Annotated in this window: 7 protein-coding genes; 1 reads left to right on the top strand and 6 read right to left on the bottom strand. The window is 63.9% G+C overall.

Translation table 11 applies throughout. The features are described from left to right. Positions 1 to 193 precede the first annotated feature (193 nt). On the top strand, positions 194 to 1600 hold the full coding sequence (locus FOE78_RS01760) for an IS1380 family transposase (protein WP_168207289.1): 1407 nt from the start codon (positions 194 to 196) through the stop codon (positions 1598 to 1600). Positions 1601 to 4633: 3033 nt separating this feature from the next. Here the strand turns inward: FOE78_RS01760 and FOE78_RS01755 are convergent. From FOE78_RS01755 to FOE78_RS01730, 6 genes are all read right to left on the bottom strand, one after another. Further along, positions 4634 to 5725 (bottom strand): XRE family transcriptional regulator, encoded by a 1092-nt coding sequence (locus FOE78_RS01755; protein ID WP_168207326.1) that lies wholly within the window; start codon positions 5723 to 5725, stop codon positions 4634 to 4636. A 958-nt stretch (positions 5726 to 6683) separates the two neighbouring features. Further along, positions 6684 to 7088 carry a hypothetical protein gene (locus tag FOE78_RS01750; RefSeq protein ID WP_143984800.1) on the bottom strand — a complete coding sequence of 135 codons (405 nt, stop codon included), beginning with the start codon at positions 7086 to 7088 and terminating at the stop codon, positions 6684 to 6686. Then, on the bottom strand, positions 7085 to 8617 hold the full coding sequence (locus FOE78_RS01745) for a M23 family metallopeptidase (RefSeq protein WP_143984799.1): 1533 nt from the start codon (positions 8615 to 8617) through the stop codon (positions 7085 to 7087). The genes FOE78_RS01750 and FOE78_RS01745 overlap by 4 nt, the downstream gene beginning before the upstream one ends. A gap of 2 nt (positions 8618 to 8619) precedes the next feature. Beyond that, on the bottom strand, positions 8620 to 9189 hold the full coding sequence (locus FOE78_RS01740; protein WP_143984798.1) for a hypothetical protein: 570 nt from the start codon (positions 9187 to 9189) through the stop codon (positions 8620 to 8622). Next, a complete protein-coding gene (locus FOE78_RS01735) occupies positions 9176 to 11239 on the bottom strand; it encodes a hypothetical protein (RefSeq protein WP_143984797.1) in 2064 nt (687 codons plus the stop codon). Before FOE78_RS01735 ends, FOE78_RS01740 begins: the two co-directional genes overlap by 14 nt. After that, complete coding sequence (locus FOE78_RS01730) at positions 11236 to 14037, bottom strand: ATP-binding protein (RefSeq protein ID WP_143984796.1); 2802 nt, start codon at positions 14035 to 14037, stop codon at positions 11236 to 11238. The genes FOE78_RS01735 and FOE78_RS01730 overlap by 4 nt, the downstream gene beginning before the upstream one ends. Positions 14038 to 14040 lie beyond the last annotated feature (3 nt).

The raw sequence follows: 14040 nt of genomic DNA, 5'->3' as shown, positions 1-14040 counted from the left end.
CTTCGGCACTAGCCCCCTGGCACAGCCCTTGAAGGCGCGGAGCGATTCCTGAGGCGAATCTTAGCCTCGATCCGTGGACGAGTAGTCGGTTGGGTGGGGCTGTCCAGCGTGTGAGGACGTGAGAGGCCTTCCTGGCAAGGGAGAATCTGTGTTGCTAACGCACTGATCCGACCGAACCAAGAAGGCACTGATAGTGAAACTACCTCATGGGTGGACGCGGGCTGTTCCGATGTTCGATGAGGAGCACCTGGTGTCGTGTGCCGGGCTGGCTCCGGTGATGGGTCTGGCCGAGCGGGCCGGCTTGTCGGAGTTGCTGGCCGACCGGGTTCGGGTCGATTCGGCATGGGTGGCCTCGTCTGGGGTCAACCCGGCGGGGAAGGTCACCTCGATCATCGCCGGGATGGCCGCAGGTGCGGACTGTATCGATGATCTGGACGTGATCCGGGCTGGTGGAACGGCGCGACTGTTCAAGCAGGTGTACGCGCCCGCGACCTTGGGTCAGTTCCTGCGCAACCTCAGCCATGGACACACCAGCCAGCTGGCGTCGGTGGCCCGAGCCCACCTGGTCAACCTCGTCGGCTGCAGCGACTTGTTGCCGGGGATCGAGCAGCGGGCGTTGATCGATATCGACTCGCTGCTCCGTCCGGTCTACGGGCATGCCAAGGAGGGTGCGAGTTTCGGGCACGCCAAGATCGCCGGCAAACAGGTGCTCCGCAAGGGCCTGTCGCCGCTGGTGACCACGATCAGCACTACCGACGGTGCCCCGGTAGTGGCGGGGATCCGGCTGAGGGCCGGGAAGGCCGGATCCGGGCGTGGTGCGGCATCGATGGTGACCGAGGCCATCGGCACCGCCCGACAGGCCGGCGCGACCGGCGAGATTTTGGTGCGGGGCGATTCGGCTTACGGCAACCACCTGGTCGCTGGAGCCTGCCTGGACCACGGCGTGCGGTTCTCACTGGTGTTGACCCGCAACGCCGCGCTCGACCAAGCGATTGCCTCGATCGCGGAGGATGCCTGGACTGCCGTGCACTATCCCGGTGCCGTCGTCGACCCCGACACCGGCGTGTTGATCTCCGACGCCCAGGTCGCCGAGGTCGAGGCGTTCACCGCCTTCGCCAGCACTGCCCGGCCGATCACCGCCCGGCTGGTCGTCCGCCGAGTGCGGGATGTCGCCAGGCTCGACGAGTTGTTCCCGGTGTGGCGCTACCACCCGTTCCTGACCAACAGTCTCGAATCCGTCACCCGAGCCGATGTGACCCATCGCCAACACGCGATCATCGAAACCGTGCACTCGGATCTGATCGACGGCCCGTTGGCTCACCTGCCGTCGGGCCGATTCGCCGCCAACACAGCCTGGGCGATCTGCGCCGGGATCTGTCACAACCTGCTCCGCGCCGCCGGCAGCCTGGTCGGCGGCCGGCATGCCGTGGCTCGGGGAGCCACCCTGCGCCGGCACCTGATCATGGTGCCCGCCCGGATCGCGCGGCCGGCCCGCCGAAAGTTCCTGCACCTACCCGCTCACTGGCCCTGGGCCGATCAGTGGCTCCGATTGTGGCACCACGTGTTCACCAACAGCATCGGGCCACCGGCAGCCACATAGCCCATCGACCCGACCGCCGCATCGGCGCCAACCGGAGAGCAGACGTGGAAAAGCTGGGCAGACCAGCAACTCACCCATGCCCCGACGACAAACAACGAGCCAATCCAAGATCAACATCACAAACCAAGATCAACACCCGAGCCAGTCCACGGATTGAGGCTTAGAAGGACTTGGCGATGCGACTCGCCGGTTTCGACCCCCGCCGGCAAGGATTTCTAGATGCCACCGGGCCAGTTCGCTGATAGTCAACGGTAGACATGCATTGCAGTCATGGCGGCCAGCCTTCGCACTCCGCCGCAAGCATTGACTTGGGATGGATCCTCGTCTACGTTGCGACCTTAGTAGGTGTGTGTGTCGCATCACATGGGCGTTCCAACGTGGACGACCCAAGGTTCTACATGTGAGGGAGGCTTACGATGCCGCCAACTGTCCTGATTGACCAGCCAGATGTAATCGCTGGGGTGCCGCCCACAGATCGTCCAGAGTCAGAGTTCACCCTCTACGAGATTCAGATCGATCGCTCGATAATCGATCTGATGGACTGTAGCTCCACGGGGTGCGGCGGCGCATGCTCTCCTTGCTCACCGTAGTGGCGACCGCAATCCGCAGAGCAGGTAGCCAAGAGTGTCCAGGCAAGCAGACCCGCCGGAGCCTCGACCGTCTCTGATGTGTCCGAGTGCGCTTCCAATGGGCGAGGTAGTTCCAATTGCTGTTCGAGGGACCCCCCAAGATCGATGGGTCCCTCTAGGCATGCCGACTACACGGACAGGCGGCTATGATCCCTTGCTGGTCCGCGTTGCTAAGCCGTGCTTGGGTAAGGGCTGCAAGAACGACGTGGGTGGCAGGTGCAAGGTCGGTGCTCTGGCTAACTCCAGGTCGACGTCGGCTGACCTAACGGACCATGGTGCCGAGTGCCCCATCAGGGAATCCTGTCGCTGGCGCTCGGAGAACGGAACTCGCGTGTGCGATGGCTGTTCGCTTATGAGTCACTGGATGCTCACAGAGCTGGCACACTTGGATCCCACGCACGACCGCCGAATATTTGACGTTCTCAACAACTCCGATGGAGTCTTCCTCCCTCTTATTCATCGATTCCTCCGAAACGGACGGGACTTGCCAGAACCTAGAAGGCGTCCGTACCTCGAACTGGCACTCACAGGCATGCAATCGGCACTTCAGGACGCTGCGAGTGCAAATGCGGCCAAGAGCAATGTGCGGCTTGGCGTGATACGAGCCTGTCGGTACTTACGTGAAAACGCTGGACCAAGTGATGTGACTCACGCGCTTAAAATTCTGTCGGATTCGTGGCGGTCAGTCAGCTAAGGTCGCCGGTCGGAGTTCCCGGCACTCGTAGGTCGGCGCGCCCGAACGTGACTTCCAGGACTGCGGGTCGGAACGCCCGATGGATCAGCGACAAGAACGTGTCCGCGCACTGCGCCTGGAACGGCTGGCATAGGAGCTGGACGAACAACACGAAGTGAGCCAACACGAAGTGAGCCGGCTGATGTAAACTGGCCACAGAGCCTGATCCGCCGAGACCGCCACACCATCGACCTGCCGCGCGGTTGCAACGCATTGCCCACGGCATTAGCGTCAGGGCCCATCCCTGGAAGAACTGATGCTCTGGATCGCCGACCAAGTCATCGGTGCTGGTTCATCCCGGCCCATCGGTGCTGGTTCTTGGTCTGCGAGGATCGACGGGCGGCGGGCCCTGACGGCGGCTACACAGATCAGACGATCAACGCCATGTTCCGGTAGCGGGACACGGAACCGTCGGGATCGACAGCTTTCCGTCCGGCGACTGCTGGGAGGTTTGCCGGCGTACTGCTCCAACTCATCATTTGGGCCCCGCCCGGACGTCCTGCATGGACTCGAGTGGATCGAACCTGGTCCAAGAAGCCCGCCAGCAGGTCCCATTTGACGAGCTCTAGCTAGTCGAACCCGGTCTGCACGTCGACTAGTCCAACGCCCGCCGATTCAGCATCTTACGATTCTGCTTGCCGGTCCCGATCCATGCCAACAAGCAGGTGATGCCGGACTATCAAGACCTCAACGGAGACAAAGCGGCTCTTTTGACCATTGCCTCTTCCGATCCGACTTCCGACCCTGCTCTGCCGAACTGAGCTCTAATGGATCAAGGCCGGCGCTCCGCGCCGGCGGCTGCGGTCCGGTGCTCGCTTCGCTGCGCTCCGGTCCTCGCCGCAGCCTCCGGCCAGGGAAACTCCAGCAGCACGCCGTGCAGGACTTCGCAGCCGTTCCTATGCCAGCATGCCAACATGCCGACTTACCTTTTGACCTGGAACGGCAGCCCTCAAGGTTGGCCGAGCTACGAGGCCGACCAAAGGACTTCCGCGGATGGAAGCCACGTCGAGATGCCGTGGGCGTGCAGAAGTCGTTCCATTTCGGTCGGCGATCGGCTCTTCCTGCTGCGGCAGCACGATCATCGGGGCATCATCGCGAGCGGCCGTGTTCTTCGCGGGCTATTTGAGGGCCCTCACTGGGACACTGAGTCAAGCAACGAACCTGTGGCCTACGTCCAGGTCTCGTGGGATGCGATCTTGCCGCCTGAGGCCCGCATCCCGATAGATGACCTGATCTCGAATGTTTCTGGTCATCGATGGAACCAGGTCTACGCATCCGGGCAGCTGCTCAGGTCAGGCCCCCAGCGGATACCAACCTCGAGCGTCGATGGCGAGACCATCTTGACCAGCTCGGCACGCGCACTCACTGGGGCATTGAACCCGGGGAAAACCGTGACGCGGGCTGGCGTCGCTGCACGTTACGGCGGATCCACCCAAGGCGGAATCCAACCAATCTGCCCGCACTCCGAACGTCATGATCTACTCGGATCCTGCTACCGGTCGATGCCACGACTACGACTTCGACGGATCGGCGGATGGCGCGTATTACTACACAGGCGAGGGCCAAGTCGGGGATCAGTCGATGCGCGCCGGTAACGCCGCGATTCTGAATCACGAGGCTGACGTGCCGTATACGCCGACGGAAACAAGCCGATCTTGTCGTAATCACGAGCTATGACATACTGACGAGTGTTAACCCGCCCAATGCTGCCCTGACATCCCGGGCGGGAATGTGCAAGTTATCCGCGAGCCGAGCAATCGGCAGGCCATCCTCACGCGCCAAACGAACGATTTGCGTTAGCAGCTCGGACTTCTCAGACGGGATCCCATCCGGCTCAGATCTCCGAAATCCACGACCGCTCAGATCAGACATCCAATTGCGATACTTCCAGTCATTGATTAGCTTCAACTCGTGCAATCGAAAAACCATCGACGTCGCCGATACGCGAAAAAGACGCTTCAACTCGAAAACCGTCGTGAGGCTGACATTTCGACCGACTATCGCCATCAATTTCGCTGCGGGCATTAGGAAGCTCCCGGCGAATGAGTTTGCCGATATCTCGCATTCTCGTCTGCCTGCTGTCACAACGGCACGATGCATCACTAGGTGGCCCAGCTCGTGGGCGAGATCGAACCGCAGACGTTCTCCGCTCTTGTCGGGATTCACAAAGATCGTAGGTCTCTCGCTCAGCCACAGTGAGAATGCATCAACCTCGCGAACATCCGGAGAGAGGCTGAATATTCTTACTCCCCGACTTTCCAGTAGAGACATCATGTTGGGGATTGGCCGATCACCGATATTCCAGATCCTGCGTAGGCTGGCCGCCGCCTGAATTGGATTTGGATCCCCGGGTGACACCGGGGGGATCAGCTGGTCGAGCCATGGAATATCCACCTCAGGGGTTGCATAATTCTCGTCAATCCACCGCGCTAGCGAGCCAGTAATAGTTGCGGCGGCGATCGTACTCTTAAGTTCTCTCGCGCTGAGGCTAGTCAGAGCACGAAAGCTCACATGCTCCACGTCGACCTGGTCAACGGGTTCGACTCCAAAGAAGCCCACAGGAAAGTCGAGAACGTCCGCGATTTGCTCGACTGGCGGTCGCACGACTCTCCCTGCCTCCCAGTCAGAGACCGTTCGGCGTGTAACTCCGCACGCGTCCGCGAGTTCGGCCTTAGTCCAGCCCACTCGTTCGCGCGCGACAGTGAGGCGCTCAGGCAGAAACTCGCTATCGGCGATGGACGCTGACTGTTGGGCCTTCTCCATCGGGTTCCCAACCTTCAACTGAAACGTCTCCATCCGTGTCGATGTCGTCCAATAGGATCCGCTCGGCCCAGTTTCCAACATAATTGTGCTGGTCATAACTGGTAGGTAGTGATAGTTCAACTTGGACCCGATTACGAGCTCCGTAAATCATCAGGAACCAAGTGCGCAGCCGAACGGGCGCATCACTCGCGGCATCGCCACCAAGCCCTGGAATCGGTACGGCGGGATCCGAATTTCGATCAACCCTGTGCCGTGTCATAGGCCCCCGTGGCCGATCCGTGCTTGGGTATGGCGGCCCTGCCCTGCCGGTCCGAGAGTTTCCTCCAACTACAACGATTGCTGTCCGAGTCGCAATGCTGTCAACTGTCTCGTAGTTCCACTCTGAATTCGGCTCCCAATCACGCCCCGACGGAATAAGCAGTTCACGCAGTGCCTGGGTAGTCTGGGCCCACATCACCAGGCTCGGGTACATCTTGGGACTCAACGGTGAAACATTCTGCCGATGCTCACTCCCACGCTCAACTGCCCCACGCAATGAATCGACCGTAAGTCCGAGCGACTGGAGCCGCTGAACAGCATCCGCGCCCGCATACTCAAGTACAGGGCGACCGATTGGGCTGATTGACATGAGCCCTCCCTTCAACTTCCTCAAACAATACCACAGCTGCGGTTCCAGAAGGGGAAGCTACGCCTGCATCACCGGATGAGCACAGTCGTAACTACACCGACAGGCCTCGCGCGGCCCGGCAGGTCCCTCCGTCCAGGCTCTTGGTCTCCACTCCGTTCGTCGGGAGTACACAGGGGGGACCCGGCTGAGTCAGGCGCGAGGAATCCCGTGCGGTTCCAGGCCAGATAACACCCTGGGCAGTCGATCAGGCGAGGGAAGTGTACGGAGTTAGTTAGAGTCCACCCTGGGGAGGCTGCGCACTGATGTCTGTGAGCGAAAGATCGTACGGACTCAAGAGTCATCCGCAGCCCTCGGCGGTGTCACCGGTTCCGGATGTTCGCGTACCTCGGCCCATACGTACCGTGCGTGCCAGCACACCGCTCGTCCTGGTCGTTCCGACCGTTGTTCGTCGGGCAGCGATCGCCAGTCCCACCATTGATCCTCGCCAATGAGATTCACGTACAGGCTGCCACCGTTCTCGAAGATGTCTGACGCCATGCGGAGGCCATACGTGGGTCCACGCGAGTTCATCGTCGCCGCGCGACGTCCGAACACGTTGGGCACGTCAAGAACCGAGACCCAGGTAATAGGTGGAGGTGGGCCGAACTCGACGAACTCGACCGGGCCGTTGACATCAACTAGGCGACCGTTCTCGTCGAAGGCGAGGTCTTCCCACCGGCTTGGCCGTTCGCTCATGGTTTGACTCCTCGCATGGTGAGCCACTGGTCGGGGTCGACCGGGTTGCCGGCCACGCGGGCCTCGAGGTGGAGGTGGGGTCCAGTGGTGTTGCCGGTGGCGCCGACCTGGCCAATGAGCTGTCCTGCGGTCACTGTGTCACCAACCTTGACGTCGACGGCGGATTGGTGTGCGTACCAGGTTTGCACACCGCCGCCGTTTTGAACCTTGGTCAGGTTGCCGTAGGCGCCGCCCCAGCCGGTCCAGATCACGGTGCCGGGCAGGGTGGCGTGGATGGGTGTGCCGGTGGGTGCGGCGAAGTCGAGGCCGGTGTGGCAGTTGGCCCAGTGGCTGGAGCATTGACCAAACCGGGCGGTGAGCACGTATTGCTCGACTGGAAGCACCGGTGTGCCGGTGTCGGCAGCGGTTTGGCCGGCGTGGTTGCCGTAGACGGAGATGTGGACGTGGTCACGGTGGGCGGCGGTGTCGTCGGGTCCGCTGTAGCAGCTGGCGTCTGGGCCGGCGCAGACGCGCCATCCTTCTTTCGCACGTTCGGCGTTCCAGATCTGGGCGTTCCAGATGACGTACTTGACCCCGAGCCGCTGGCGGTTATCGACGGCCCAGTCGGCGATGGTCTTCCCGAGCTTCCGTCCGGTGTCGCTGTGGTAATTGGGGATCATGGCGTCGATGGCGCGGCCGTCTTGGTGGTCGCGGTCGACGTTGCTGGGGCGCTCGCCGATGCCGCCGAAGCTGGTGAGTTGTGGCCACCGTTGTTTGACGCAGCGCAGCACCCGTAGGGCGTCGGGAGTGAGCCCGGCTTCGACAGCCATTCCAGTCGGCGGGCACGACTCCGCGGCCGCGGTTCCACACATGGCCGAGCCCGCGGCGATCTGGGCTTGCACGGTACCCGGCTCGGCCTTGGACTCGATGGTCGCGACGACGCCGGCGGCGGCCTTTTCGTGTTTGGCGTAGGCGCCGGGGAAGGCTGAGCGTTGCACGGCTTGTGCTGCAGCGGCGACGGACATCAGTTCCCAGCCGTGGATCTTCTTTAACGCTTGGAAGAACAGCCGCGACGATGTCTGGGGGTTTGTCCGCTCGGTGTAGCTGCCCCAGCTGGCGCGCTGTTGGAACAGCCCGACCGAGTCGCGGTCGCCATGGGGCAGGTTCTGCAGCCCGCTTTCTTGGAGCGCGGTGGCGATCCCGATCACGGCCGCCTGCCGTCCGAGCGACATGGATTGGGCGACCGTCCAGATGATCTTGGCGTTGCCGACCTGGGCAGCGGTCAGGTTTGACGCGGACTGTTGCCCGTCGCCGGTCGTGTCGCTCGTGCCGGTGGTGTCGGAGCAGGTTCCGCCGTCGGTGCTTTGTTGCTGGTTGTGGTGGCTCATGCTGGCGGCGAGTTGGGTGGTCAGGATCCAGGGCCCGAAGGTGAGGGAGAGCACCGCGAGCATCGAGGCCAGGATCGAGCCGACGATTACGTACCGGACCGCTTTGGATCGGGCGAGGGTGAGCCCGATCTGGACTGCCATCTGCGCGGTTTTCGGATCCACGATCAGGCCTGTTCGACCGAGGTGGCGATCCAGCCGTTGCGGGATTGCGGATCGGCAGCGAGGTAGACGCGGATGCTCAGGTCGCCGGTCAGGTTCTGGACGAACTGGGCGCTGTAGGTCGACGCGTGCTCAAGTGTCGGCGCCCCGGCCGGTGTCGCGTCGGGAATGTTCTCCTGTGTGGTCATCATCAGCTGTTCGGCCAGGCCCGGCGTTGCGGTGCGCTGCAGTGCCTGCTTCCGCGCAGTGGGGTTTGTTTCGAGCCAGGCCGCTACGAACTCGGCGGTCGCTGTCTGACTTCCGGTCGGCGCGATGCCGGCGGTTGCCTCATCCGATCCCAACGGTGCGGGCGATGCCGACGCCTCGGTGGACGGCGAAGCCGAGGAGGCCACGGCTTCGGGCGCGTTGTCGTCGGTGGCGGTGGTTGTGCGGTTGACCGCGTGCAGCATCCAGACGACCAGGAGCGCGGCGATCGCGAGAATGCTGGCGAGCAGCAAGATCATCGGCCGGCTCACCGTCGAAGCCGTGGGGTGTGGGTCGCCGAGGTCGTAGGTCAGCGGGTCACGGCGTCGCATGGCCGGCTCCGCTGTGGTAGGTCACGTGGTCGTGTTCGCTGCCGTCCTGGGCGAGCTCGAGGTCGCCCATCGGAACATAGGTTTCCCGCGACCGGCCGTCGTCGGATTCGGAGCGCCGGTAGAGCGGTGATTCGTCGTCGGCGACGATGATCCCGGTCGGGTAGACGACCTCGCTGCCGTTCTCGGCCGGTACGTTCGACCGCGGACGATCCACATCCGGTGTCACGGTGCTGGATCCGTGATCAGCCTCGGTCCCCGACGATCCGCCGGACCCGCTCTCAGATGAGGTGTCGGCTTGCCGGTCGTTTTCGGTTGTCGATGTCGTGCCGGCCGTGATGGCCAACGCAGGCTCGGGTACGGCAGAGATCCGTGCGGATGCGGCCGGAAGTTCTGCGGCGCGTGGCGCGGTGACGACTCCGGGCCATACGCGGTTCTCTTCTGGGGCTGTGGCTGTGGTGGGCGGTTGGGTTGGCTCAGTTTGAATGACTCGGACGCTGGACGTCTGGTCGGCCGACTGCCATTGCGGCGCGGGCAGTGCGGGCAGTGATTCCCGCGCGTCGGGCGAGGGTCGAGCCGTGGTTGTTTTCTTCGTCTGGGTCGAGGATTCATCCTCGCCGTCGTCGTGTTGGCCGTCTTCGGCTCCGGCGCGTGCTCCGAGGTAGCTGGCGACGCCGGAGATGATGGTGCGGATGTAGGAGCGGTTGGGGTCCATACCGGGGACGATGGTTTTGAAGCTGCGGACCGGGTGGGTGAGGACGATCCCGACGACGGTGGCCACGACGATCCAGAACAGTTTCGGCGCCCCGGCCAGATCGTCGTTGGTTTCGATCGCGGCCAGCACCATGGTCATCACACCGCCGGCGATGACGAACTTGGCCACGGCGAGGAGGGCGGCGGTGAACAGATCCCACACCCGGGCGAGGGCGAACGTGTGGGTGGGCAGGATCCCGATCACGGCGGCCAAGGGTGCGGCGAGGGCGAGACCTTGCATCATCAACCGGGCGACCAGGACCATGATCATCGACACGATCACGAAGAACGACATACACAGCGCGAGCACCATCCCGAACAGGGCCGGTCCGGTCCGTTCACCCCTGCCGGTGAAGGTGTCGTAAGCGCCCTCGTTACGGTCTTCGAGTTCGTTGGCGATCTTCTTGAATTCGTCGGCTTTGGCATCGTCAATGTCGTCTTTGGCATCGGGGTCGGCCTGGATCCGTTTGATGTCGGACCAGGAGTAGTGCGTCGCCGCCATCAACCGTGGCCCGAGGTCTTTGGCGACTTGGGAGTCGGGATCGCCGAAGTTCCCCGCCAGCCAGGTCCTGTACGCGCTCTCCCGGTTGATCGCATCGGACGATGAGTGCGGGAACTGGGAGCCTGCGGCGTCGGCCACAGCGACGACGGCCTTGTCTGCGGTTCTGGAGGCGATGGTGGGGTAGGCGAGGGCGAACACGGCCAGGCTGATCGCGCCGGTGATGATGATCAGGGTGCGCAGCGTGTCGGAGTAGCTGGCCCGTCTCGCCCGAACGCCGATGATCACCCCGACGCCCAGCAGGGCCAGCGGCAGCCACACGGCCAGTACGGGGGTGCGGAGTTTGTCGGCGATGCCGGTGATCACGGTGGTAAGCCAGGCCAGCGACGAGGTCCGGGCCATCTGCTCCAACGAGGCGACACCGGCCGGGACCATGCCGACAAAGGACAGGACGACGTTTCCGGATTTGGTGTTGGTCACCGCGACCGGGTCGCGGAGGAAGTCGTTTCCGCAGCCGAGGTCGTAGTTCGACCATTGCCAGTTGTACCCGTACACATCACCGATCGGCACCGACGTGTCGGCAAACGGATCCGGCGCCTGATCCGGGATGTCCTTCGGCCTGCTGGTCAACAATCCCGGGAGCCCGGACTTGGGCTCGATCGGAGCCGGCGCATCCTTACAGATGTCGGCCGCCGCGGGCCGTGCCTGAACCGTCAGCGCGGCCGCTGCCAAGATCAACAACGCAACGATCCGAACAAGCCACCGATGCCCGCCGGGGTGCGAAATGGCCGCGGTATTCATGCTGCCGCCTCCACGGTGTCCTCGATCGGGATGTGGGGCACGTACTCGAAGAGGTCGGGGTCGATGAACGGGGTCGGCTGCGGCTCCACTGGCCCGGTTCCCCGTACTCGGCCGGGTGTGGTCTGCAGGGCTGCCCGGAGCGCGGGGTGCCAGTCCAGGTCGATGCGGATCTTGCCCAGCCGACCGAGCGGGTCGAGCCAGACGAACTCGCCGGTCTCGGCCGTGGTCTCACCCTCACGGGGCTTCGGGGAGAGTGCTTGGATGACCGGGGCGTAGTCCTCCGGGCATTGGATCAGCTTGCACGCCTCGACCGCGGTCGCATCCTTGGTCAGCCGGCCGACGAACGCCGAGCCCATCAGCGCGTCCATCCGGCCGATCGACAAATGATCGGCAGGATGCTGCGAGGCTGCGCCAATTGCGGTGTTCCACTTCCGCGAGTCCCGCGACAGTCTCACGAAGAACGCTCGACCGGATCCCCACTGGCCCATCAGATGGTTCTCATCCAGAAACACGTTCTTACGTACGTCGCGGGGTCGGCCGTAGATGAACTTGGAGGCGAAGAACGCCGCCAGATGCAGCAGGGGTTGGGTGTAGCGCTCTTCCGATCCCCAGAACTCCCGCTCCACCGACTCGGGTGGCGGCGCCAGGCCGGGCATGGTGACCACGACGAGGGTTTTGTCTTCGATTTGTTCGTCGTCGATCGGGGCCCGGTGGGGCGGCATGATCAACTCACCCAGCGGGAACTCCGAGGCCGCGCGGAGTTCCTCCACCAACTGGTGGGCCAGGTCCTTCGACGCCTCATTGGCGGTGTCGGCGAGCTGCTCGAGTTCTTCGATGATCCAGCGCGGATTGGTCCGGGTGTCGCGCAGTCCGCGTTTCTTCACCCGTTCGGCCACCTTGCGCAGCGCGTCGCGGAGCATCACATCGGTGCCCGGATGGCGCAGGGTCGAGGACGGCAGCCACATCCGCAGCACGTCGAACATCAACTGCTGCCGCTCGGCCACCGCCCGCCGGACCGCCCGTTCGAACTCGACCTCATTCAACGCGCCGCCATCGTTGGTGAAGGCATCGCGTGTCGGTTCGGGCACCAGCTGATACGGCGACAACGTCCCCGCCCGAGACGCGGTCAAATCCAACACCCGCGAGAACGGCGCCAACTCCGGCAACTCACACAGGCGCGCGAGCGGTCCGGACGGGTCGAAGATGATCGTCGGCTGCCCGGCCCGGACCGCGTTGTAGGCCAGGGTGCCGATCAACACACTCTTCCCGCCGCCCGGCTCAGCGACGATCGGAAACAGACCCGGTGTTTGTAGCACCTCCGGCCCGTAGTGCATGTCGAACCGGGACGCCCGTCGGGCCGAGCCGATCCCGTACCCCAGATACGGCCCGGTCGGGGTGCCCAGGGCACTGTCCACGTTCGGCAACGCGGAGGCGAGATAGCGGACCGGCATCCGTCGCTCGTATCCGTGCGCGGCGCGAGGTTCGCCGGGGATGAATTCGCGCAGCGCGCGGGCTTGCCCGCGGGCATGATGCAGCGGCATGTTCAACCGCTCCCCATACAGATCAACGACATCGCGGGCGCGTTTCAACGCCTCATCCTCGCTGGCCCCGTACACGGCCAGCCGGACCGTGCCCAAGAACCGTGCCGCGGTCCGTGAATCGCCCTCGGTGACCTCGTCCAGATTCCCGGCCGCAGCACGGATCGCCCGACCCACCGACGGAGGTGGCGCCATCCGGTGTTCGTCGTAGTGGGAGGCGATGCCGGAGGCCCGGTTCTGTTCGAACTCGATCGCCTTCGACAACGTCTTCGCCGACAACAACGTCCCCGATAGGGACCACTCGACCGGGAAGCCGAGCCGGTTCGAGGCCACCATCCACGGATCCTTCCCGTCTTCGGGCCAGGTCCGATCCGGCATCACCCCCATCGTCAACACCGCCGCCGACCTCGACACTTGGGTGCCGCGGACCTCGGAGATGACCTGCACCGACGACGCGTACGGCTCACACAACCAGGCCCGCCGTTCGGTGAACTCGGCCAGATCCTCGACATCCCACCGTTCGCCGCCCACCCCGGCGTGCACCGGTGCCGGCACGCCCATCGACAGCGACCGGTGCATCAGGAACGCCATCTCCCGGCCGGTCGCCCGGCAGCCGTCAAACCCCGGGCCGGAAACGATCTTCTCGATCTGCAGGATCTGCTCGATGATCGCCAACGCCTCCCGCGACGGCGCCACCGCACCCGACACGAGTTCCTCACGGACGGCGGGTTTCGGGGTCGGCGCGATCCAGACGCCGAGGGCGGTGATCTTCTGATCCAGTCCGGTGGATTGCAGCCGGCGTTGGGCATGGCCGAGGTAGTCGTCCCAGGATTCGCCGCCCTCTACCTGCGGCAACGGATCCGGCGTCTGCTCATCCAGGCTGCGGGCGTACTCAAACGACGGATACGGCCGCGTCGACAACCGCAACCGGATCGGCCGGCCCTCCGGACGCGACGCCGCCAACTGCCCGTACCGGAAGGTCTGCTGATCCCACAGGCGGCGCCGCTCATCCAGGGTGCGGAAGTCCCACGCCTGCCCTTCCAACATGAACCAGGCGAACACCCCGCCGCGCGTGAACTGCAACGGCCCGGCGATCTCGCGTGTCGCCAACGGAAACGTGACCTCGCGGCGCGACGTCAGATGCCGCCGCAACCACCCCTCAGCTGCACGGCCCGGATGCACCATCCGTGCACCACTGGCCGGCTGCTCATCCGACTGCTGTTGTTGATCTTGCTCAACAACCTTGCGTTTGAACATCATCAG

This window comes from Microlunatus elymi (assembly GCF_007362775.1).
GTDB classification, from domain to species: domain Bacteria; phylum Actinomycetota; class Actinomycetes; order Propionibacteriales; family Propionibacteriaceae; genus Microlunatus; species Microlunatus elymi.
Note: the sequence above shows the minus strand (reverse complement) of the source record. Positions and strands in the feature narration are given on the sequence as shown.

What these genes read in the sequence shown, in the direction of transcription:
- FOE78_RS01730 (WP_143984796.1), bottom strand. Translation starts at nt 14,037, where the DNA reads ATGATGTTCAAACGCAAGGTTGTTGAGCAAGATCAACAACAGCAGTCG.
- FOE78_RS01750 (WP_143984800.1), bottom strand. Translation starts at nt 7,088, where the DNA reads ATGAGCGAACGGCCAAGCCGGTGGGAAGACCTCGCCTTCGACGAGAAC.
- FOE78_RS01735 (WP_143984797.1), bottom strand. Translation starts at nt 11,239, where the DNA reads ATGAATACCGCGGCCATTTCGCACCCCGGCGGGCATCGGTGGCTTGTT.
- FOE78_RS01755 (WP_168207326.1), bottom strand. Translation starts at nt 5,725, where the DNA reads ATGGAGAAGGCCCAACAGTCAGCGTCCATCGCCGATAGCGAGTTTCTG.
- FOE78_RS01740 (WP_143984798.1), bottom strand. Translation starts at nt 9,189, where the DNA reads ATGCGACGCCGTGACCCGCTGACCTACGACCTCGGCGACCCACACCCC.